Origin of the sequence: Methylobacterium sp. J-078 (assembly GCF_022829285.1) — a bacterium.
Taxonomy (GTDB): Bacteria; Pseudomonadota; Alphaproteobacteria; order Rhizobiales; family Beijerinckiaceae; genus Methylobacterium.
In genome coordinates this window covers 218,655-238,762 of the sequence record NZ_JAKSYI010000132.1, presented here as the reverse complement: position 1 = coordinate 238,762, position 20,108 = coordinate 218,655, and the positions used below count along the sequence as shown (strand labels likewise).

22 protein-coding genes are annotated in these 20,108 nt (G+C 69.9%); 13 read left to right on the top strand and 9 right to left on the bottom strand.

The window, feature by feature from the left end; translation table 11 throughout:
• Positions 1-381 precede the first annotated feature (381 nt).
• A complete protein-coding gene (locus MKK58_RS23780) occupies positions 382-1,476 on the top strand; it encodes a DegT/DnrJ/EryC1/StrS family aminotransferase (RefSeq protein ID WP_243915430.1) in 1,095 nt (364 codons plus the stop codon).
• Positions 1,473-2,273: a class I SAM-dependent methyltransferase gene (locus MKK58_RS23775; RefSeq protein ID WP_243915429.1), complete on the top strand. Its 801-nt coding sequence runs from the start codon at positions 1,473-1,475 to the stop codon at positions 2,271-2,273. The genes MKK58_RS23780 and MKK58_RS23775 overlap by 4 nt, the downstream gene beginning before the upstream one ends.
• Before the next feature lie 123 nt (positions 2,274-2,396).
• Here the strand turns inward: MKK58_RS23775 and MKK58_RS23770 are convergent, their stop codons facing one another.
• From MKK58_RS23770 to xth, 3 genes are all read right to left on the bottom strand, one after another.
• Positions 2,397-3,572 (bottom strand): glycosyltransferase family 2 protein, encoded by a 1,176-nt coding sequence (locus tag MKK58_RS23770; RefSeq protein WP_243915428.1) that lies wholly within the window; start codon positions 3,570-3,572, stop codon positions 2,397-2,399.
• A 271-nt stretch (positions 3,573-3,843) separates the two neighbouring features.
• Complete coding sequence (locus MKK58_RS23765; RefSeq protein WP_243915427.1) at positions 3,844-4,473, bottom strand: glutathione S-transferase family protein; 630 nt, start codon at positions 4,471-4,473, stop codon at positions 3,844-3,846.
• Positions 4,474-4,537: 64 nt separating this feature from the next.
• Entirely contained in the window at positions 4,538-5,332 is a 795-nt protein-coding gene (gene xth, locus MKK58_RS23760) for an exodeoxyribonuclease III (protein WP_243915426.1), read from the bottom strand.
• A 125-nt stretch (positions 5,333-5,457) separates the two neighbouring features.
• Here xth and MKK58_RS23755 point away from each other — a divergent pair, with 125 nt between their 5' ends.
• The 4 genes from MKK58_RS23755 (at position 5,458) to MKK58_RS23740 (ending at position 10,118) form a co-directional block, all read left to right on the top strand.
• Complete coding sequence (locus MKK58_RS23755) at positions 5,458-6,162, top strand: ceramidase domain-containing protein (RefSeq protein ID WP_243915425.1); 705 nt, start codon at positions 5,458-5,460, stop codon at positions 6,160-6,162.
• A gap of 165 nt (positions 6,163-6,327) precedes the next feature.
• Positions 6,328-7,650, top strand: a complete 1,323-nt coding sequence (locus tag MKK58_RS23750; RefSeq protein WP_243915424.1) for a homoserine dehydrogenase — start codon at positions 6,328-6,330, stop codon at positions 7,648-7,650.
• Between the two features lie 130 nt (positions 7,651-7,780).
• Positions 7,781-8,767 (top strand): class II fructose-bisphosphatase, encoded by a 987-nt coding sequence (gene glpX / locus MKK58_RS23745; protein ID WP_243915423.1) that lies wholly within the window; start codon positions 7,781-7,783, stop codon positions 8,765-8,767.
• A gap of 307 nt (positions 8,768-9,074) precedes the next feature.
• Positions 9,075-10,118: a DUF2778 domain-containing protein gene (locus MKK58_RS23740; RefSeq protein WP_243915422.1), complete on the top strand. Its 1,044-nt coding sequence runs from the start codon at positions 9,075-9,077 to the stop codon at positions 10,116-10,118.
• A 49-nt stretch (positions 10,119-10,167) separates the two neighbouring features.
• Here the strand turns inward: MKK58_RS23740 and MKK58_RS23735 are convergent, their stop codons facing one another.
• The 4 genes from MKK58_RS23735 to MKK58_RS23720 all read right to left on the bottom strand — a co-directional run bounded on the left by MKK58_RS23735 (position 10,168) and on the right by MKK58_RS23720 (position 13,296).
• The gene (locus tag MKK58_RS23735; protein ID WP_243915421.1) at positions 10,168-11,043 is read right to left on the bottom strand and encodes a tetratricopeptide repeat protein; all 876 of its coding nucleotides are present in this window, start codon (positions 11,041-11,043) and stop codon (positions 10,168-10,170) included.
• Positions 11,044-11,304: 261 nt separating this feature from the next.
• Positions 11,305-12,429 carry a 5-(carboxyamino)imidazole ribonucleotide synthase gene (locus MKK58_RS23730; protein WP_279578526.1) on the bottom strand — a complete coding sequence of 375 codons (1,125 nt, stop codon included), beginning with the start codon at positions 12,427-12,429 and terminating at the stop codon, positions 11,305-11,307.
• 13 nt (positions 12,430-12,442) lie between these two features.
• A complete protein-coding gene (purE, locus tag MKK58_RS23725) occupies positions 12,443-12,940 on the bottom strand; it encodes a 5-(carboxyamino)imidazole ribonucleotide mutase (protein ID WP_243915420.1) in 498 nt (165 codons plus the stop codon).
• Between the two features lie 137 nt (positions 12,941-13,077).
• The gene (locus MKK58_RS23720) at positions 13,078-13,296 is read right to left on the bottom strand and encodes a YdcH family protein (protein WP_238281906.1); all 219 of its coding nucleotides are present in this window, start codon (positions 13,294-13,296) and stop codon (positions 13,078-13,080) included.
• A 194-nt stretch (positions 13,297-13,490) separates the two neighbouring features.
• Here MKK58_RS23720 and MKK58_RS23715 point away from each other — a divergent pair, with 194 nt between their 5' ends.
• The 6 genes from MKK58_RS23715 to MKK58_RS23690 all read left to right on the top strand — a co-directional run bounded on the left by MKK58_RS23715 (position 13,491) and on the right by MKK58_RS23690 (position 17,911).
• On the top strand, positions 13,491-13,673 hold the full coding sequence (locus tag MKK58_RS23715; RefSeq protein ID WP_243915419.1) for a YdcH family protein: 183 nt from the start codon (positions 13,491-13,493) through the stop codon (positions 13,671-13,673).
• A gap of 173 nt (positions 13,674-13,846) precedes the next feature.
• Positions 13,847-15,787 carry a propionyl-CoA synthetase gene (locus MKK58_RS23710; protein ID WP_243915418.1) on the top strand — a complete coding sequence of 647 codons (1,941 nt, stop codon included), beginning with the start codon at positions 13,847-13,849 and terminating at the stop codon, positions 15,785-15,787.
• A 56-nt stretch (positions 15,788-15,843) separates the two neighbouring features.
• Positions 15,844-16,962 carry an NADH:flavin oxidoreductase/NADH oxidase gene (locus MKK58_RS23705; protein WP_243915417.1) on the top strand — a complete coding sequence of 373 codons (1,119 nt, stop codon included), beginning with the start codon at positions 15,844-15,846 and terminating at the stop codon, positions 16,960-16,962.
• 63 nt (positions 16,963-17,025) lie between these two features.
• Positions 17,026-17,385 (top strand): hypothetical protein, encoded by a 360-nt coding sequence (locus MKK58_RS23700; RefSeq protein ID WP_243915416.1) that lies wholly within the window; start codon positions 17,026-17,028, stop codon positions 17,383-17,385.
• Between the two features lie 32 nt (positions 17,386-17,417).
• A complete protein-coding gene (locus MKK58_RS23695; RefSeq protein ID WP_238281899.1) occupies positions 17,418-17,585 on the top strand; it encodes a hypothetical protein in 168 nt (55 codons plus the stop codon).
• 29 nt (positions 17,586-17,614) lie between these two features.
• Entirely contained in the window at positions 17,615-17,911 is a 297-nt protein-coding gene (locus MKK58_RS23690) for a hypothetical protein (RefSeq protein WP_243915415.1), read from the top strand.
• A 12-nt stretch (positions 17,912-17,923) separates the two neighbouring features.
• Here MKK58_RS23690 and MKK58_RS23685 read toward each other — a convergent pair whose 3' ends face one another.
• Positions 17,924-18,688, bottom strand: a complete 765-nt coding sequence (locus tag MKK58_RS23685; protein ID WP_409565305.1) for a phosphodiester glycosidase family protein — start codon at positions 18,686-18,688, stop codon at positions 17,924-17,926.
• A gap of 259 nt (positions 18,689-18,947) precedes the next feature.
• Here MKK58_RS23685 and MKK58_RS23680 point away from each other — a divergent pair, with 259 nt between their 5' ends.
• Positions 18,948-19,460, top strand: a complete 513-nt coding sequence (locus MKK58_RS23680) for a hypothetical protein (RefSeq protein WP_243915414.1) — start codon at positions 18,948-18,950, stop codon at positions 19,458-19,460.
• Between the two features lie 84 nt (positions 19,461-19,544).
• Here MKK58_RS23680 and MKK58_RS23675 read toward each other — a convergent pair whose 3' ends face one another.
• Entirely contained in the window at positions 19,545-19,943 is a 399-nt protein-coding gene (locus tag MKK58_RS23675) for a DUF4174 domain-containing protein (RefSeq protein ID WP_243915413.1), read from the bottom strand.
• Between the last annotated feature and the right edge of the window lie 165 nt (positions 19,944-20,108).

The window sequence follows — 20,108 nt, the reverse complement described above, 5'->3', positions numbered from 1 at the left end:
TTGATCGACCTTTTTGGAATGCCCCGCTCTCTCTCGCGGCAATGCATTTTTCCTTATAAAATCGTATCAAACCGTATTTCTATAGTGTAGAACTCTATTCTTTCTGGAATATCACCTCGATCACAAGCAAGGGATACCGGCCGCCGAGCCCTGGCGTGTAAAGCTCCGCCTCTGTACGGATGGGCTAACCAACACGCCACGTCGCGCATCGCAATCTGTTTCGCCACACAGGTCCTGTCGCGTCGGATACGGTTTTCGGGAGCCGACTCAATTTCTGGTCCTGTGTTCACTGATCCGGTGCTGGATCCTCCCGAGAGCATAGCGACGCATCCGGCGTCACCCATCCGGCTCATACAGCCCAATCCGCCACGCCTCAGCGCGATGACGCGAGAGTTGGAGGCCATCGAGCCCTCCGGACGCTTCAGCAATTACGGGCCCGTGAACACGCGGCTCGAGCAGGCGCTGGTCCGGGATCTGTTCGGGGGAAGCGGCGCCTGCGTCACGGTGTGCAACGCCACCCTGGGCCTGATGCTGGCGATCCGCCAAGCCGTCGATGCCGCGCGCCACCCGGCGGCACGGCGCGCGCCGGCCTACGCGCTCATGCCGGCCTTCACCTTCGCGGCCACGGCGCACGCGGCCCTGTGGTGCGGGTTGACGCCACTGCTCTGCGATATCGACCCGGAATCCTGGATCGCCTGCCCGGAGGCGGAGCGCGCCCTGGTCGAGCGCTACGGCGAAGCCATCGCGGTGATCGTCCCCTGCACCACCTTCGGATGTCCCGTCGATCGCGCGCACTACGAGGGACTGGCGGCGTCGATCGGGGCTGCCATCGTCGTCGATGCCGCGGCGGCCGTGGGCACGCGAGACGCGGACGGACTGAGCGTCGGCACGGGCTGGCGCGCACCGAGCGTGTTCTCGATGCACGCGACCAAGCCCTTCGCGACCCTCGAGGGCGGGTTCGTCTACTCGGCCGATCCCGACCGCATCTTGGGATTGCGGGCCATGGCCAATTTCGGTTTCGACGGCGCGCGCTCGGCGATCATGCCCGGCCTCAATGCCAAGATGAACGAGGTGACGGCCGCCATGGGCCTCGCCCGGATCGAGGCCATGCCGGACATCCTGCTTCATCGCGAGACCCTCGCGGGGGCCTATCGGGCGCTGCTGCCCGAACTGATGTTCCAGGACTGTCGCGCCGTGTCCCAGGCGCATGTCTTCCTGCCGGCCCTGTTGCCGCGCTCGGTGCCTGGCGGACGCGCCGCGCTGATCCGCCGAGCCGCGCAGGCGGGCATCGAACTCGGGACGTATTATGCGCCGCACCTGGGTGACCAACCCTATTTCCGGGAGACCTGCCTTCGTGGCGATCTGCCGGTCACCGATGATGTCAGCGCGCGGATCGTCTCCCTGCCCCTGCACGAGGGGCTGGCGCTGCGGGATGTCCGCCGCGTCGCGACCTTGATCAAGGAAGCCTGCCTGTGAGCACGACGCCGAACGCTCCCGAGACGGTGGCGCTCTACGATGCTTTCGCGGCGGATTACGACCGGCGCTTCGACTCGGAACCCCTGCGACGGATCTACGAGCAGCTGAGCTGGGAGCGCGTCGCGGCTCTATTGCCGCCCGGGCCCGATGGAATCGTGGATGTGGGCTGCGGGACGGGCCGCACCGTGGAGCGCCTGCTTCCCCTCGGCCATGCGGTGACGGGGATCGAACCTTCGGGCGCGATGCAGGATGTGCTGACGGCCAAGCTCGCGGGCCGGACCGGTTTCACCCTGCTGCCGCAGACCATGGAGGCGGCGGAAATCGAGCCGGGCCGGGCCGGGGCCGTGCTGGCGATGGGATCGCTGCAATACGCGCCCGATCCCGACGCGATGATGCGGCGGTTCGTCGAGTGGGTCCGACCAGGGGGCCTCGTCTGCGTGATGGTGGATTCCAGCGTCGCCCTGACCTTCGAGCTGCTGCGCCTGAAACGGCCGGACGAGGCGGTGCTGCGCCTTGAGGAGCAGCGCGGCGTCTTCGCCTATGCGGGCCGCCGCTCCGCCCTCCACCTGTTCGATGCGGACCAGATCCGCGGCGTCATGGCCCGCGCCGGCCTCATTCGCATCGACGCCTGCGGCATCCTCATGTCCGTCAGCGCCCTGGGGCGCGGCCCGTGCGAGGAGGCGATCCGCGACGACGAGGCGGCCTTCCTGGCCACCGAACGGCGCCTGCAGACGTTCCCCGCCCTCGCGAACGCGGGCAAGCACATCCTGGCCTGGGGCTACAGACCTGAGGGCTGATCCGGGCTCCACTTGATCAAAGCGGAGCCCGGATCGGCAAGCCAGCGCGGCGCCTGAGCGAAGCCCAAATCCGCGATCCCGCAGGGATCGCCGGAAGGGGTGACGGATTTGGTATGATTCCGGTCAGGTCAGGCGGTCCCAGACTCCGCGCAGGCGCGAACGGTGCGACGCACCGGACGTGTCGCTCGTCGACCCGGCGAGGACGTGCCGCAGGGGGCTGACGCCCGACGCGAGGCCCTTCTCGAGTCGGTACAACTCCGGATCGAAATCGACGCAGGGGAAACGCCCGCACTTTTCCCCCACGCGGATGTAATCGAGGAGCGGATTGACACCCTTCGGGATTTCGCGGGCGTAGGTCGCCAGGTACCAGGCCGAATCGAAGCGGGGATTGGGATGGCGGGCCTCCTGCCAGCCGAACGCGCAGTAATGCGTCAGCGGATCGAGCGTGGAGGTCGCGACATCGGGATTCTTCGCCACATAGTAATCCGGGTCGAACAGTTGGGAGGCGGCGATAACGTCCATCTCCTCCGGAAAACTCAGTTCGCCGTCGGTTTCGTCCGACGCATGGAGGCCCGGCACCCGACGGGCATAGGCGCGGATGGCCCTGAGATCGGCCTCCGTCTGCGCACGGTTGCGCAGGTAATGTGCCCCATGCCGGGCTTCGATGTCTTGGGATTGCAGGCCGCCGGCCAGAGATTCGTTTCGCGCGCAGACGTAGTCCAGGCCGAGGCTCTTGTAGTGCAGCAGCTTCACCTGGCGCTGCGGTTCGTGGACGATGTGCCCGGTCGGCGCGGCCGCGTGGCGGCCGTTGTAGTAATTGATCTCCGTCACGGCCTGGGGATCGAAGATGGCCGGCTTGTCGTAGGCCGTTTCCCGGGCGCCGCGCACGACGTGCTGCCACAGCGGACGCGGGTCGGTGGGAAAGGTGTCGGCGATCATGTTGTAGCCGAGCGCCGTGATGAAGGTGACGCCGACGTAACGCGAGCGCGCAAGATAACCGCGCAGGTCGGGATGGTGGAGATGCTCGTCCATCTCGGCGGTGACGATCCACTCGGCCTGCCCCCGCGAGCGGGTCCAGGCCGAATTCATCAGCGCGTTGTAGGTGTCCATGAAGGAACCACCTCGCGTCTTGACGTCGGCTACGACGATCCTGTCGTCACCACTCAGCAGTTTCAGGCTCCCGTCCGTCGAACCATTGTCAAAAACATAGATCCTGTCGACAATCGGGAGATAATGCGCAAGAAAATAAGGAATCATGGCCTCTTCATTCAAACACATACAGTAGAGATGAATGGCCATAGATTCGAAACCCCGGCAGTTTCCGCTCCGTAATCAGGCGTATAGAGGAACGGTCACGAGCCATGCAATCGGGGACAGGACCGGATACCCCGTCCGCCCCCATCGAAAGCCGGCGTGCCGAGAGCCGTATCCGCCCTGATTGCATCAGGCCGGCGGCTCTTGGCTCTTGTCTTACCGTGCATTTCGGCAACGAACCGGTTTTCACGTCGTCGGAATGCACTCTCGGCAGTCGGCAGACGGTCGCATCAGGCGGCGACCGTTTGCCCGGTCCTCAGCGTGGGCTCGTGGGCGCTGCCAGGGCCGTGGCGAAGGAAGGCCGGGCCAGGATTTCAGTCACGTACGCCGCAAGCTTGGGCCAGCGACCGGCATCGACGGACTCGCCGGCGAGATGCAGGTTGTGGAAGCCGGTCACCACCGAGATGTCGGCGATGCTGAAGGCGTTACCCACGAGGTAGGGCCCGTCGATCTGCCCCTCGAGGTAATCGTAGATTTTCGGCAGTTCCTCGGTCAGGGCCTTGGCCACGGCAGCGTCGTCCCCGGGCTGCCCGAGAAGTTTCGGCTTCACCACCCGATTGGCGAAGGGCTTGATGATGACGTCGAACATCTCGGTGTCGCCGTACTTATCGAACCAGATTGCGCGGCCGCGCGCCTTCGCCTCGGACGGGAACAGGGCCGGGCTCGGAAACTTCGCCTCGAGATAGGTCAGGATCGCCGAGGAATCGGCCAGGAGGAAGCCGTCGTCGTCGAAAGCCGGGATCTTGCCCAGCGGGCTCGCCGCCTGGAAGGCCGGGTCCTTGTCGTGGAAGAACAGCGGGATGTGCTCGGCCGCCTCTCCCTTCTCCGCCAGGGCGACGAGGACCTTGCGGACGTAGGGTGAATAGCCGGTGCCGTAGAGTTTCACGCGGGGGTTTCTCCATATGGAAGGATCGGTGGTGGCCCAACCCGCGGGCAGCCGGATCGTTCGCTCACGCGTCTGTGAGTTCGGCCGTCACCGGCACGTGGTCGGAGGGCTTCTCCAGACCGCGCAGGTGCTTCTGCACCGAGGCCGAGACCAGCCGGTCGGCGGCCTGCGGCGAGAGCAGGAGGTGGTCGATGCGGATGCCGGCATTCCGGTTCCAGGCCCCCGCCTGGTAGTCCCAGAAGGTGTAGAGGCCGGCGCGCGGATCGCAGGCGCGCAGGGCGTCCGTATAGCCCTCGGCCAGCAGCGCCCGGAAGGCGGCCCGGCTCCGGGGCAGGAACAGCGCGTCCGCGCGCCAGGCCTCCGGGTCGGCGGCATCCTCGGGCTCCGGGATGACGTTGTAGTCGCCGGCCAGCACCACCGCCTCCTCGGCCGCGCGCAAGGCCTGCGCATGGGCCCGCAGCCGCTCCAGGAAGCCGAGCTTGTAGGGGTATTTCGGGCTGTCGACCGGATTGCCGTTGGGTAGGTAGATCGAGGCGACGCGCACGGGGCGCACATCCTCGCCGGAGACCAGCGCCTCGATGTAGCGGGCCTGCTCGTCGCTGGCGTCGCCCGGCAGGCCGCGGCGGATCTCGGACATCGCCAAGGGCGCGCGCACCAGCAGGGCGACGCCGTTATAGGCCTTCTGGCCCAGCGTCTCGACGGCGTAGCCCGCCGCCTCGATCTCCGCCCGGGGGAAGCCCTCGTCCTGGCACTTCAGCTCCTGCAGGCAGACCACGTCGGGCTTGGCCTCGTCGAGGAAGCCGACGAGGTGCCCGACGCGCTGCTTGATCGAATTGACGTTCCAGGTGGCGATCCGCATGGGCAGGGAGTCTCTGAGGGCGTTTGCGCGAGGAGGGCTTGCGCACGAGGACGTCCGTCATCGGGCCTTCGCCTCGGACTGGCAAGGCGTCACGCAGGCTGTGGATCGATCGGTGAGGGGGCCGGATGACCGGGGACTGGACGGCGCCGATCTGCGCCTATTGCGAGCGCGGCGATCCCGGCTTCTGGGCGGAGCCGGTCAACGCCCTGTCGAACGGCGCCTTCCTGGTCGCGGCAGCCCTGGCGGCGTGGCGGGTACGCCGCGCCGGGACGGTGGATGCGCCGGCCTTCCTGCTCAGCGCCCTGGTGGCGGTGGTGGGTGTCGGCTCGTTCCTGTTCCACACCCTGGCGGTGCGCTGGTCGCTGCTGGCCGACGTCATCCCGATCGCACTGTTCATCTACGCCTACTTCCTCCTGGCGATGCGGCGCTACTTCGGCCTCGGCCTCGTGGCGGCGCTGGCAGCCACCCTGGCCTTCGCGGCAATCAACATCGGCCTGGAGCCGGCCCTCGACGCGGCGACGGGCCGGTCGATGGACGCGCTGACCAACGGCTCGATCGGCTACGCCCCGGCGATCCTGGCGCTCGCGGGCGTCGCCGCAGGCCTGCTGGTGCCGCAGGGCTGCCGTCTCGGCCCGGCCCGGCGCGAGGCCGGCCGGGCGCTTCTCGGCGTCGCCCTGCTGTTCGCCGTCTCGCTCGCCTTCCGCACCCTCGACCGGGCAATCTGTCCGGTCTGGCCCCTCGGCACCCATGCCCTCTGGCACCTCCTGAATGCCGGCGTGCTCTACGCGCTCATCGCCATCGCGGCCCGCTACCGCGAGCGCCGATCGTAACCCGGCGGGTCTTCAGCGGCCGGCCGTTTTGTTGCGCCTCCTGCCAAATCGTTGCAGAAGATCGGGCCGCGTCGAGCGCGGCATTCGCCTCCGCCGACCGACGCCGGGCCCGCACCGCCGCCGGACGCGGCAGGTCCACGGCGCGACAGAGTGACGGAACACACCATGACACAGAGCCTTCGCCTCGGCGTTGCCGGCCTCGGCACCGTCGGCGCCGCCGTCGTCCGGATGGTCGCCCGCCGGGCCGAGGCCCTCGGCCGGACCAGCGGGCGGACGATTCGCGTCACCGCCGTCTCGTCGCGCGACCGGGGCCGCGACCGCGGCCTCGACCTTGCCGGCGTGACCTGGTTCGACGATCCCGTTGCCCTGGCGACCTCCGGCGAGGTCGATTGCGTGGTCGAGCTCATCGGCGGCGCCGAGGGACCGGCCCGGGAGACGGTCGAGGCGGCACTGGCGTCCGGCAAGCACGTGGTCACCGCCAACAAGGCGCTGCTGGCCAAGCACGGCGCGGCACTCGCCCGGCAGGCCGAGGCGGCGGGCGTGGCGCTCGCCTACGAGGCCTCCGTCGCCGGCGGCATCCCGGTGATCAAGGCCCTGCGCGAGGGCCTGACCGGCAACGCCGTATCGCGCGTCTACGGGATCATGAACGGCACCTGCAACTACATCCTCACCCGGATGGAGCGCGAAGGCCTGACCTTCGAGGCCTGCCTCAAGGACGCCCAGGCCCTCGGCTACGCCGAGGCCGACCCGACCTTCGACGTCGAGGGCTTCGACACCGCCCACAAGCTCGCGATCCTGACGAGCCTCGCCTTCGGCACCGAGATCGACGCCGAGGGCGTCTCCGTGGAGGGCATCTCGGCGATCCAACCCCTCGACCTGACCATGGCCGAGGAGCTCGGCTACCGGATCAAGCTCCTGGGCGTCGCGCAGGCCGCGGCCGGCGGCATCGAGCAGCGGGTGCACCCGACCATGGTGCCGAAATCCTCGGCCATCGCCCAGGTCATGGGCGTGACCAACGCCGTCACCATCGACGCCGACGCGGTGGGCGAACTCACCCTGATCGGCCCCGGCGCCGGCGGAGAGGCCACCGCCTCGGCCGTCGTCTCCGACATCACCGACATCGCCGCCGGCACCCGCCGCCCGACCTTCGGGCGCCCCTCGGCCAGCTTGAGCCCGTCGCAGCGCGTCGCCATGCAGCGGCACGAGGGCGGCTACTACATCCGCCTCACCGTGCACGACCGCCCCGGCGTCGCCGCGGGCGTCGCCACCCGCATGGCCGAGCGCGACATCTCCATCGAGAGCATCCTGCAGCGGCGCTCCGAGAGCGCGGCCTCGAAGGACCCGCACGGCCGCTCGGGCCAGCCGGTGCCCCTGGTCCTCATCACCTACGCCGCCACCGAGGGCACGATTCGGGACGCCCTCGACGCCATCGCGGCCGACGGGCTGCTCGCCGAGGCACCCCAACTGATCCGGATCGAGCGCGAGTAGCCGCCTGGCCCTCGAACCTGAAGCCGGATCCGTGAAGAAAAGTGCGTGCAAGGTCGGGAAACCTCATTTCCTCGGCGCATTTTAGTTCATAGAGAGCGCCGACAGACACGCGAAGGGACTCAAGGCTTACATGTCCGGTGACAATCGTGAACTCCGCGCGCCGGTGGCTCGGTCCCTGACCCTCGAACTCGCGCGCGTCACCGAGCGGGCGGCCATCGCCGCCGCCCGCCTGCGCGGGCAGGGCCGCGAGAAGGAGGCCGACCAGGCCGCCGTCGACGCCATGCGCCTCGAACTCAACCTGCTGCCTATCGACGGCACCGTCGTGATCGGCGAAGGCGAGCGCGACAACGCCCCGATGCTCTATATCGGCGAGCGCCTCGGCACCGGCGACGGCCCGAAGGTCGACATCGCCGTCGACCCCCTGGAGGGCACGACCCTCTGCGCCAAGGACATGCCCGGCGCCATCGCGGTCACCGCCCTGGCGGAAGCCGGCTCGCTGCTCGCCGCTCCCGACGTCTACATGCAGAAGATCGCCATCGGCCCGGGCTATCCGGCGGGCCTCGTCGATCTCGATGCCAGCCCGGCGGACAATATCGGGGCGCTTGCCCGGCACAAGGGCGTCGACCCCGCCCAGATCACCGCGATCATCCTCGACCGGCCGCGCCACATGCAGCTCGTGGCGGCGGTGCGGGAGACCGGGGCCGGCATCCGCCTGATCTCGGACGGCGACATCGCGGGCATCATCCACACCGCCAACGCCGACGCCACGGGTGCCGACATTTATCTCGGTATCGGCGCGGCCCCCGAGGGCGTCATCGCCGCCGGGGTGCTGCGCTGCATCGGCGGCCACATGCAGGGCCGCCTGATCCTCGACAGCCACGACAAGCGCGAGCGCGCCGCCCGGATGGGCATCAGCGATCCGAACCGGAAGTACGAGTTGCACGACATGGCCCGCGGCGACGTCATCGTCGCGGCCACCGGCGTGACCGACGGCGCCCTCCTCAGGGGCGTCCGCTTCCGGCCCGGCCTGATCGAGACCGAGACCGTGGTCTACCGCTCGGCCAGCGGGACGGTCCGGCGCATGCTCTGCGAGCACCGCCTGCTCGGCGACGCCTGAACCCGGGCTGGTGGGCCCGCCGGCGCGGAATACGCCGACCGCGCCCCATCCTATGTTTGCGAAGCCGGAACGATAAGGTTCGGCGGCCCGCCGGGATCTGTTCGAGGATCCCAAAGACCAGACCAGTGCCGCTTCGACGAGTATAGGCGCCCAAAGTCGGCACAATGCCGCCATCAAAATGTCTGTCCGGCCGAATGAGATGCCCGCGTGACGGGCGAATACTTCCACGTTCGTCGCCCGAGCCTGCAAGGGCGCGGATGGAGGGACCGGCATCGGCGCCGGCCCGGAACGGCGGACCGCGCTGACCATGATCGACCCTGCCAAATCCGACGATATCCAGGTCACCGATGTCAGGGTCGGCCCGACCGCGCCCCCCAGGCGGATCTGGCCGGGCGTCGCCGCCGGTGGCACGCTCGCGCTGGCCGTCCTCCTCGGGGGTGGCCTAGCTGACTGGTCCCGGCAGCCGAAACCGGCCCTGCAGGACGCCGTGGCCACCGCGCCGCTGATTTCGGCCGTGCCGGAGCCGGAGGCGGCCGAAATCGCGGCGGCGTCCGCACCCGAGACGCAGGCGCCCGCCGTGCCCGCCGAACGCGCGCAGGGCGAAACGCCCGCTGCGACGCCCGAGACCGCCCTCGCGACGGCCGCACCCGAGCCGTCGGCTCCGGACGCCGTGCCGGCGCCATCATCCACCCTCGCCGCCGTCGCGCCGCCCCTGGTGCCGCGGCTGGTCCCGCTCCCGGTGCCGCGTCCCCCCGAGTTTCGTTCGGGCCGGGCCGCATCGCGCGCGCCGCGCTCCGCCGCGCGCCAGGCCCTGCCCGTCGCCGCAGCCCCGCCGGAGGACACCCGCTCGTTCGTCGAGAAACTGTTCGGCATCGAGAATCCCGAACCGCCGCGCCTCGCCTACGCGGCCCTCGAGACGAAGCCCGCCGAGGATGTCTTCCGCAGGGCCCTGAACCTCGTGCCGCGCGGCACCGGCGGCGTCGCGGTCTACGACATCCGCGCCAGGGTGGTGACGCTTCCGAACGGCGAGAAACTCGAGGCGCATTCGGGGCTCGGCGAGAGCATGGACGATCCCGCCCACGTGCATGTCCGCATGAAGGGGCCGACCCCGGTCGGCACCTACGACATCACCGAGCGCGAGCAGCCCTTCCACGGCGTGCGCGCCCTGCGCCTCCATCCCGTCGGAGGGCCGGAGGCGGTGCACGGCCGGGTCGGCCTCCTCGCGCACACCTACATGCTGGGGGCGAGCGGCGCCTCGAATGGCTGCGTCTCGTTCAAGGATTACGAGAAGTTCCTGCGGGCCTACCTGCGCGGCGAGGTGCAGCGCCTCGTCGTGGTCGCCGGCGGTTAGCTCCGCCTGGCGCCCAAGCTCCCGAAAGCACTGGCGCTGCGGCGACGCGCTAGTTGAACAGCGAGCCGACGCCGCCCTGGACGCGGCCGAGGCCCTGCTTGGCCACCGGATTGCCGGGCTCGATCTGCGCGGCGCGCTGATAGCTCTCCGCCGCTTCCTTCTTGCGGTTCGACTTCTCGTAGGCGAGGCCGCGATAGGCCCAGGAGGTGGCGTCCTTGTTGTTGACGTTGAGCGCCGCGTTGTAGTCCTCGATCGCCTTGTCGTACTGGTTGGTGGCGATCAGGCTCTGGCCACGCGCCGCGTAGGGCGCCGCCACGAAGGGGTTGCGATCGATGGCGGCGTCGAAATCCGCGATGGCCTGGGTGTTTTGGCCCTGCTTCTGACGGACGAGGCCGCGGGCATGGTAGGCCTCGGCCGATTCGGGCGCGAGGCTGATCGCGCGGTTGAGGTCGGAGGTGGCGCCGTCGAGGTCGCCCTGGGCGCGCAGCACGTTGGCACGGCCGATATAGGCCGGCGCGTAGTTCGGGTCCGCCGAGATGGACTTCGAGAAATCCTGCAGCGCGGCGTCGTTGCGGCCGATCTGGCGGTTGGCCAGCGCCCGGTTGTTGTAGGCCGAAGCCGAGTTCGGGTCGATCTGCACCGCCTTGGTGAAGTCGCCGATGGCGTCGTTGAACTGGCCGGCCCGGGCATAGGCCGCGCCGCGCGTGACGTAGGCCGCCGCATCGTTGGGATTGCGCTGGATCACCTCGCTGAGCGAAGCGATGTTGACCGTGGTGGCGCCCGTCTGGTCGGATTCGAGCACGGCGAACTGGCGCGATGCCGTGGCACCGCCGCCATAGGTCTCGCAGCCGGCAAGGGCGGCCGCCACGAGCGCCGTGGCCCCGATCAGCCCCGCCTTCGATGCCCGCAGCTTCAAAACCGTCATGGTCCTCGCTCCCCCCGGCGTCGCGCGCGACGCCGCCCCCTAATCGATCGCAACCCGCGCCAGCACCCGCACACTGGGGGCCGGCCGCGCCGGCACCATTCCGCATCGCGGTGAATGCGCGCTTAAAATCGGTGCCGGGTTCCGCTCAAGCGGCTCGATGTGGCGAAGGTATGGCCCGCCCTGCGGGACCGTCCGAAAGGGCCGGCGGGGCCGTCGGTTGCCGGGCGGGTGTCGCAATCGGGCCGCGGTTCGGCACGCCCCTCAGGCCTTCGGGAGAAGCTGGGTGACGTGGCCCATCTTGCGTCCGGGCCGGGCCTCGCCCTTGCCGTAGAGGTGCAGTTGCGCCCCCGGCCGGCCGAGGATCGCGGCCCAGTCGTCGACGTCGCCGCCGATGAGGTTGTGCATCTCCACCGCCATGCCGCCGACCCGGGCCGAATCGCCGAGCGGCCAGCCGCAGACGGCGCGGACGTGCTGGGCGAATTGCGATGTCGTCGCGCCCTCGATGGTCCAGTGGCCGGAATTGTGGACGCGGGGGGCGATCTCGTTGACGACGACCCGGGCGGGGCCGTCCGCCTGCGGCACGAGGAACATCTCCACCGCCAGCACGCCGACATAGTCCAGCGCCTCGGCGATTCGGCGGGCGATACCGATGGCGGCGGCCTCGGTCTGCGGCGCGATGCCGGGGGCGGGGACGCGGGTGACGGCGAGGATGTGGTCGCGGTGCTCGTTGGCGCAGGGGTCGTAGGCCGCGAAGGCCCCGTCGGCCCCGCGGGCGGCGACGACCGACACCTCCGCCTCGAACGGCACGAAGCCTTCCAGGATGCAGGGCGCGCCGTTGAATTCGGCGAGAATCGCGGCGGGATCGATCACCGCGGCATCGGCCTCGCTTTCGGCCCGGATCATGCGCTGGCCCTTGCCGTCGTAGCCGAAGCGGCGCGTCTTCAGCACCGCCGGGCGGCCGATCTCGGCCAGCGCCCGGGCAAGGTCCTCGGCCGTGTCGACGGCACGGAACGGCGCGGTCTCGATACCGAGATCGTTGATGAAGCGCTTCTCGGTCAGCCGGTCCTGGGTCGTGGCGAGCGCCGCGGCGTTCGGGTGCAGGGGCGCCTTGGCGGCCAGGGCCTCGGCGGCCCGCGCCGGGATGTTCTCGAACTCGTAAGTGACCACGTCGACGCTGGCGGCAAAGCGCGCCAGGGCCTCGACGTCGTCATAGGCCGCGATCGTGGCCTCGGCCGAGACGTCGAAGGCCGGGCTGTCGGCGTCGGGGGCGAAGACGTGGACCCGCAGGCCGTAATTCGCGGCCGCGAGGGCGATCATGCGGCCGAGCTGGCCGCCGCCCACGATACCGAGGGTCGCACCGGGGCGGATGGAGGGGATGGAGGTCAAGGCAAGGTGCTTTTCAGAGTAAGTCGCTCTGCGGGGTTTCGGCGACGCTCGCGGTCTGGGCGGCGCGCCAGGCTTCGAGCCGTGCGGCGAGGTCCGCGTCGGTGAGGGCGAGGATGGCGGCGGCGAGCAGCGCGGCGTTGACCGCGCCCGCCCGGCCGATGGCGAGGGTGCCAACCGGGATGCCGGCGGGCATCTGCACGATGGAGAGCAGGCTGTCCTGCCCCGAAAGGGCCTTCGATTCCACCGGCACGCCGAGGACGGGGAGGGGGGTCATCGCCGCCGTCATGCCGGGCAGGTGGGCCGCACCGCCGGCACCCGCGATCACCACCCGGAATCCTTCGGCCTTGGCCCCCTTGGCGAAGGCGACGAGGCGGTCGGGGGTGCGATGGGCCGAGACGATGCGGTCGTCATGGGCAACGCCGAGCGCATCCAGCGTCTCGGCGGCATGCCGCATGGTCGCCCAGTCCGACTGGCTGCCCATGATGATCGCGACCGGGGAGGCTCCCGCCATGGTCGTCAGATCCCTTCGCGATCATGTGGTTGAGATGGGCCGTGCGACGCGCCACGACCCTTAGGAACGCCGAATACAAAAGCGGTGGCGCGCCCGCAAGGCGGGACCGAGGCCGAGGCCGGTCCGCCGGGCCCCGGTCAGGCGATGATGTCGGGGGTGATCTGGTCCTCGAGATACGAGATCCGGTCGCGCAGGGAGAGCTTGCGCTTCTTCAGGCGCTGGATCTGGAGTTGATCGGCCACCACCCCGAGTTCGAGGGCGTCGATGGCGCCGTCGAGGTCCCGGTGTTCCTGCTTCAGCCGCGCCAACTCGTCGGCCGGTTCCACCGATGCATCGTTATCGAACTGGACCGCCATCGCACCTGATGCCCCGGGACGCCTTCGGGGCAGACCATGCGACAGCCGGTCGGCCTCGGCAAGAACCCGCCGCCGCTCCTGCACAACCATCCGCCTGCACAAACATCCGTCAAGCCTAGCCGTCGATAGCCTTCGACAGCCGGCTGATCATATGTCAGTCTGCCCCCGTCGAAACGAGACAGGAGACACAGCTCATGTCACTGCAGACGCATCTCACCCAGCTCGCCCGCAAGCACGAAGCCCTCGAGCGGGAAATCCACGACGCCACCATCCGACCCTCGGCGAACGATCTGCGCATCGCAGAGCTCAAGAGACGCAAGCTCCACCTCAAGGATGAGATGAACCGCCTGCGAACCGAATCAGACGCGCTGCACTAGCGGCCGGTCCGCCACCACCTCATCGTCTCTAGAGCGTTCGCCGCCGCCGCTGGTCCCCAGGGCGGCGGTTTTCGTTTCAAACCGTTCGGCAGGATGGCGAAGCAGTCCGGCGGCGTAAATTCCGGTAGAGTGCGGAGAAACCGGCAGCCACGACCGGTCGCGCAGGATACGCCATGGACGCCACGCCCGACGCCCCGAACCCGCCGCCCGGCACCTACGCCGAGGTCCACGCGGCCTCGCTACGCGACCCCGAGGCATTCTGGCTCGATGCGGCTCGGGCGATCGACTGGGCGCGTCCGCCCACCCGCGCCTTCGACGGATCGGCCGGCGCCTATGGCCGCTGGTTCCCCGACGCCACCCTGAACGCCTGCCACAACGCCGTGGACCGGCATGCCGAGGGGGGCCGCGGCGACCAGGCGGCGATCCTGTACGATTCGCCCGTCACCGGCACGAAGCGGCGGATCACCTACGCGGCGTTGCGCGACGCGGTGGCGGTTCTCGCCGGGGTGCTGCACGACCTCGGCGTCGGCCGGGGCGACCGGGTCGTCATCTACATGCCGATGGTGCCTGAGGCCCTGTTCGGCATGCTCGCCTGCGCGCGACTCGGGGCCGTCCATTCCGTGGTGTTCGGCGGGTTCGCCGCCAACGAACTCGCCATCCGTATCGCGGATGCCGCGCCGAAAGTGGTGCTCGCTGCCTCCTGCGGCATCGAGCCGAGCCGGGTCGTCGCCTACAAGCCGCTGCTCGACGCCGCCCTCGCGGCCTCCGTGCACAAGCCGGGCGCCTGCCTGATCCTCCAGCGCCCGCAGGCGACGGCCGACCTCGTGCCGGGGCGCGACCACGACTGGGCCGAAACGGTGGCGCGGGCGGCGGCCGAGGGGCGGCGGGCGGACTGCGTGAACGTGGCGGCCACCGATCCGCTCTACATCCTCTACACCTCCGGCACGACCGGGAAGCCCAAGGGCGTGGTGCGCGACACCGGCGGCTATTGCGTGGCGCTCGCCTGGTCGATGCCCAACCTCTACGACGTGGCGCCGGGCGAAACCTACTTCTGCGCCTCCGACATCGGCTGGGTGGTGGGCCATTCCTACATCGTCTACGCGCCGCTCCTGCACGGCTGCACCACGGTGCTCTACGAGGGCAAGCCGGTGGGGACGCCCGATGCCGGTGCCCTCTGGCGGGTGGTCTCGGACTATGGCGCCGCCTGCCTGTTCACGGCCCCCACCGCACTCCGCGCCGTCAAGAAGGAAGACCCGCGCGCCGAGCGGGTCGGCGCCTACGACCTCTCTGCCTTCCGCTCCCTGTTCCTGGCCGGCGAGCGGGCCGACCCCGATTCCGTGGCCTGGGCCGAGCGGGCCCTCGACCGGCCGGTCATCGACCATTGGTGGCAGACCGAGACCGGCTGGGCCATCGCGGGCAATCCCGTCGGGCTCGGCCGGTTGCCGGTCAAGCACGGCAGCGCCTGCGTGCCGATGCCGGGCTACGACCTCGCCGTCCTCGACGAGGCCGGGAAGCCGGTGCCCGCCGGCACGATGGGCACCATCGCCCTGCGGCTGCCCCTGCCACCGGGCTGCCTGCCCACCCTCTGGGGCTCGGAGGAGCGCTTCCGGTCGAGCTACCTCACCACCTATCCAGGCTGGTACGACACCTCGGACGCCGGCATCGTCGATGCGGACGGCTACGTCACCGTGCTCGGCCGCACCGACGACATCATCAATGTCGCGGGGCACCGGCTTTCCACCGGCGGCATGGAGGCGGTGCTGGCGAGCCACCCGGATGTCGCCGAATGCGCGGTGATCGGCATCCGCGACGCCCTCAAGGGCGAGCAGCCCTGCGGCTTCGTGGTGCTGAAATCGGGGGTGGAGCGCCCGACGGACGTGATCGAGGACGAGCTCGTGGCCCTGGTCCGCGAGCAGATCGGGCCCGTGGCGGCCTTTAAGCTGGCGCTCACCGTGCAGCGGCTGCCCAAGACCCGCTCGGGCAAGATCCTGCGCGGGACCATGAAGCGCATCGCCGACGGTGAGCCCTGGACGACCCCGCCGACCATCGACGATGCCGGCGTCCTCGACGAGATCGGCGCCAGCCTGAAGGGGCGGGGGATCGGGGCCGGGTAGCCAAGCGCCCCCGGACGCGCCACGTATGCGGGACCACCGCCAAGCCGGAGCCCCGCATGACCGCCCGCCTGTTCGAGCCCCTGCGCCTCGACGACCTCACCCTGGAGAACCGGATCATCGTCGCGCCGATGTGCCAGTACTCGGCCCATGCGGGCCAGGCCGGCGACTGGCACCTCATGCATCTGGGTCAGATGGCGATGTCGGGGGCGGGGCTCCTGACCCTGGAGGCCACCGCGATCTCGCCGGAAGCGCGGATCTCGCCCACAGACCTCGGGCTCTATTCCGACGAGACCGAGCGGGCGCTGGGCCGGGTCCTCGACGCGGTGCGCGGCTACGCGCCCGTGCCGATCGCGATCCAGATCAACCATGCGGGCCGGAAGGCCTCGAGCCGCGCGCCCTGGGACGGGGGCGCCCAGATCGACCCGGAGGCACCGGACGGCTGGCGCACGGAGGCGCCCTCGGCCCTGGCGCACGGGGAGGGGGAGGTCGCACCCCACGCCCTCGACTCGGAGGGGCTGAAGCGCATCCGCGACGGCTTCGTCGCCACCGCGCGCCGGGCCCTGAACCTCGGCATCGACGGATTCGAGCTGCACGGAGCGCACGGCTACCTGCTGCACCAGTTCCTCTCGCCGCTCTCCAACCAGCGCACCGACCAGTACGGTGGCTCGCTCGCCAACCGGATGCGGTTTCCGCTCGAATGCTTCGAGGCGGTGCGGGAGGCCGTGCCGGCGGGTAAGCCGGTCTGGATGCGGGTCTCGGCCACGGACTGGGTCGAGGCGGGCTGGACCCTGGAGGAGACGGTGGAGCTCGCCCACGCCCTCAAGCGCCGGGGCGCGGCCGCGATCCACGTCTCCACCGGCGGCCTCTCAACCCGCCAGCAGATTCCGCTCTCGGCCGGCTACCAGGTGCCGTTCGCCGAGCGGATCAAGGCCGAGACCGGGCTCACTACCATCGCGGTCGGGCTCATCACCGAGGCCGCCCACGCGGAATCGATCCTGGCCCAGGGTCAGGCCGACGCGGTCTCGCTGGCCCGCGCGCTCCTCTACGATCCACGCTGGCCCTGGCACGCGGCGGCCGAGTTGGGCGCCCAGGTGCGCGCACCCCGCCAATACTGGCGTTCGCAACCGCGCCAGTTCAAGGACCTCTTCACCGACACCCGGCACGGACAGCGCTGAGCGCATCGCCCCCCTCCTTTCAACCATCCCGCCGCGGCGGGCGCTTCGCGAGAGACACGCAGCATGGACGACGACGACGTCACCACCTTCGCGGTGGAGCGGGTTCGCCTCGACATCGAGAACGGCATCACCCTGATCTCGGGGGCCGACGACGAGGAGGAGCCGGCGGGCTACTTCATCATCCAGATCGAGAAGGGCGACCCGGACGGACCGCTGATCGAGGTCTTCGGCGAGGACCTGACCCAGTCGGACGGCGTCACCCGCCTCGAACTCGGCCTGCGCCACATGCGCTTCGACTTCGACCCGCGCAGCACGATCGGCAGCGAGATGCCGTGCGTGCGGATCGAGTCGCGCACGGAGATCCCGGAGGGCGTGCGCGCCCGCCTCTCCGTGGCGTTCGGCAAGCGGGCGAAGCGGGCCTGACACCAACCATCATCGAGGCGAGGAGGGAGTCCATGGAGATCAAGGTCGGCGACTTCGTCGCATCCGACGACAACGAGGCCACCATGACGGTGGTGGCCCTGGAGGGGGACCGGGCGCTCTGCCGCTGGTTCGTCGACGGCGACGTCGATGGGGACGAGCAGGAGGCCTGGATCGACCGAGCGGCACTGACCGTTCTGTAAACGGGGCAGTACACGGACCCGGAGGGAACATGTCCGAGATCGCGGAGAAGCGGCGCGAGATCGCCGAACTGATCGCCCTGGAACTCGGCTTCGGCGACCTCGAAACCCTGAGCGCCACCGAGCGCGCGGCGGTCGACCGTCAGACCGAGGAGACCATCGCGGGCTGCGAGGCGGACAGCTCCGAGCCCGCCGACTGTACGGAGGCCAACATCCGTCTACGCGGCCTCCTCCAGCAGTACCGCGCGCTCCAGGTCCTCCGGAGCGACGAGGCCGACGCGCGGTTGGCCGACGAGGGCGAGGTTTTCGGCCGCGAGGACGATGCCTGAACGGCCCCGTTTTCAGCGCGCAACCGCTCCAACCATCGGGCCCAGGGGCCGGCTCAGGTCCGAGCGGCTCATGGACGGAGCGTAGAGGCTTGATACGCTGCCATCGAGGAACAGAGCGTTGCGGCACCCGAGGGTGTCCTTGAACAGACGTGCGAAGGCGCCGAAGCTCACGGGGCGCTCGGAGATCGCGAAAACGGCGGTGCGGCCGTCGTCGCGGACCCCGACCCCGTTTCGGATCTTCTGGCTCGGGCCGTCGGCGGAGATCTTGGGGTGGATATGCCCGTCCACCACCAGCATCGGGCCCGACTGGGTGGCGAAGTCGGGCTTGGGCGCGGCACGAAGGTAGCGCCCCGTCTCCATCACGCCGGCGCGCTCGCCTTTCACCCAGAAGATGCCGTTCGGCTTGAGGTGGAAGTTGCCCGGCCCGTTGGCGGTGGAGACGCCCTTCAGCTCACGTCCGTCCTCGACGTAGAGCCCGACGGGGGCCTGGCCCTTGTCGTACATGCCGGCATTCATCGCGAAGCGCAGGCCGCTGCCCTGCTTCTCGGCCAGGGTCGAGAGGGAAGAATAGGGCAGGCCGTCGGCCCCGAGCCAGAACACGCGGACCCGCTCACGGCGCAGGTCGACCGTGCAGACCGTGTAGGCCTCGCCCTCGGCCTGAACGGCGCGGCAAGGCGCCGGGGCGGGGGCTGCGGCCGGCGCGGCGGCGGCCGTCCCGCCGAGGGCGAGGCCGAGGGCGGTGACCCGCAGGAAGGCAAGGACCGGGAAACGGCTCACCCGAATGCGCGTTCGCTCGACAACCTGCACCATGATCACCCGTATCACCCGCCACCACGCCCGCCGAGGGATCGCGGCGGCCGGCTGCGCTTCCTCGCCCGAAACCCACGCTTATTTCAAGGGCGCGACGGGGCGAAGGAAGCGAGGCGTGCCGCCGACTTCACGAAACGGGGAGAAACAAAACGATCCTGAACCGTTTTGGGTGCATCGGCGTTTTTCGCCTGACGGGGACGTTTCGGCTTCTTTCGGAGACGATGTGATGAAACGAGTTCTTCTCGCTTCCGCAGCCATGGTCGGCGCGCTCGCGATGATTCCGGCGACGGCCGATGCACGCGGCTTCGGCGGTGGTGGCTTCCACGGCGGTGGTTTCCACGGCGGTAGTTTCCACGGCGGCGGCGGTGGCTTCCGGGGTGGCTTCGGCGGCGGCGGTTTCCGCGGTGGATTCGGCGGGTATCGTGGCGGCTTCGGCGGCTTCCGCAACGCCGGTTTCGGCGGATATCGCGGTGGCTTCGGCGGTTACCGGGGCGGGTATTACGGTCGCGGCTATGGCCGGGGCTACGGCTACGGCCTCGGCGGCCTGGGCCTGGGTGTCGGCCTCGGTCTCGCGGCCGGCGGTCTCTACGGCGGCTACGGCCCGGGCTACGGGTACGGCTACGCGCCGGTCGGGTACGGTGCCTACGATTACGGTTACGGCGGCGGGTGCTACACGGTCCCGCGCGTGCGCTGGACGCCCTACGGCTACCGCCGGGTGCTGGTCGAGCGCTGCTACTGATCGATCCCGAGCGATCGTCGACGGGGAGGGGCCGCCACGTGCGGCCCCTCTTCGTTTGCGTTCGTCGTCTCGGTCGAACCGCGCCTATCGGCGCGTCTCGTCCCGGCGCATCGGCATGGCGTCGATGGTCTCGAAGAGGGCGGCGGCCGGCAGGGGCGTGCCCTCGACGCGCTTAGGCTCTCCGTCCTTGCCGATCAGCACGACGCGGAACGCGTCCGGCGGCAATCGGAGCGTCGCGCGCAAGCGCCGCGCCTCCGGCGCATCGCCCACCGCCTCGAGGGTCACGAGATCGCGCTCCTTCAGACCCGGGCGGACTTCGGCCAGGATGGCGCGCTGGGCGGCCAGGTTCGGATCGCCCGCGCCGGGCGCCGAGACCACCAGGACGCGTTCGCTCCAGCGATAACGCTCGAGCGGACTTCCCGCGGCCTGTGCCGCTCCGACGCCGAGCAGCGTCGCGCCGATCGCCCACCCACGCACCGTCATCGTCGAACCTCCCTGCGAAAGGCCGCAACGCACCGCAACCGCCGGCCTTCAGATAGCGCGCGGCCCGCGCGGGTGAACCCGGTCCGGTTTGCCGTTGGACCGACCCGACCCATCTGAGCCAGTGGCAGTCGCCCGAACCCGCATGCGTTCGGACGGACATGCCGA

Bases quoted from the DNA above. Each gene is read 5' to 3' on its own strand.
- MKK58_RS23780 (WP_243915430.1), top strand. From the start codon at position 382: ATGACGCGAGAGTTGGAGGCCATCGAGCCCTCCGGACGCTTCAGCAAT.
- MKK58_RS23770 (WP_243915428.1), bottom strand. From the start codon at position 3,572: ATGGCCATTCATCTCTACTGTATGTGTTTGAATGAAGAGGCCATGATT.
- xth (WP_243915426.1), bottom strand. From the start codon at position 5,332: ATGCGGATCGCCACCTGGAACGTCAATTCGATCAAGCAGCGCGTCGGG.
- MKK58_RS23755 (WP_243915425.1), top strand. From the start codon at position 5,458: ATGACCGGGGACTGGACGGCGCCGATCTGCGCCTATTGCGAGCGCGGC.
- MKK58_RS23750 (WP_243915424.1), top strand. From the start codon at position 6,328: ATGACACAGAGCCTTCGCCTCGGCGTTGCCGGCCTCGGCACCGTCGGC.
- glpX (WP_243915423.1), top strand. From the start codon at position 7,781: ATGTCCGGTGACAATCGTGAACTCCGCGCGCCGGTGGCTCGGTCCCTG.
- MKK58_RS23740 (WP_243915422.1), top strand. From the start codon at position 9,075: ATGATCGACCCTGCCAAATCCGACGATATCCAGGTCACCGATGTCAGG.
- MKK58_RS23735 (WP_243915421.1), bottom strand. From the start codon at position 11,043: ATGACGGTTTTGAAGCTGCGGGCATCGAAGGCGGGGCTGATCGGGGCC.
- purE (WP_243915420.1), bottom strand. From the start codon at position 12,940: ATGGCGGGAGCCTCCCCGGTCGCGATCATCATGGGCAGCCAGTCGGAC.
- MKK58_RS23720 (WP_238281906.1), bottom strand. From the start codon at position 13,296: ATGGCGGTCCAGTTCGATAACGATGCATCGGTGGAACCGGCCGACGAG.
- MKK58_RS23715 (WP_243915419.1), top strand. From the start codon at position 13,491: ATGTCACTGCAGACGCATCTCACCCAGCTCGCCCGCAAGCACGAAGCC.
- MKK58_RS23710 (WP_243915418.1), top strand. From the start codon at position 13,847: ATGGACGCCACGCCCGACGCCCCGAACCCGCCGCCCGGCACCTACGCC.
- MKK58_RS23705 (WP_243915417.1), top strand. From the start codon at position 15,844: ATGACCGCCCGCCTGTTCGAGCCCCTGCGCCTCGACGACCTCACCCTG.
- MKK58_RS23700 (WP_243915416.1), top strand. From the start codon at position 17,026: ATGGACGACGACGACGTCACCACCTTCGCGGTGGAGCGGGTTCGCCTC.
- MKK58_RS23695 (WP_238281899.1), top strand. From the start codon at position 17,418: ATGGAGATCAAGGTCGGCGACTTCGTCGCATCCGACGACAACGAGGCC.
- MKK58_RS23690 (WP_243915415.1), top strand. From the start codon at position 17,615: ATGTCCGAGATCGCGGAGAAGCGGCGCGAGATCGCCGAACTGATCGCC.
- MKK58_RS23680 (WP_243915414.1), top strand. From the start codon at position 18,948: ATGAAACGAGTTCTTCTCGCTTCCGCAGCCATGGTCGGCGCGCTCGCG.
- MKK58_RS23675 (WP_243915413.1), bottom strand. From the start codon at position 19,943: ATGACGGTGCGTGGGTGGGCGATCGGCGCGACGCTGCTCGGCGTCGGA.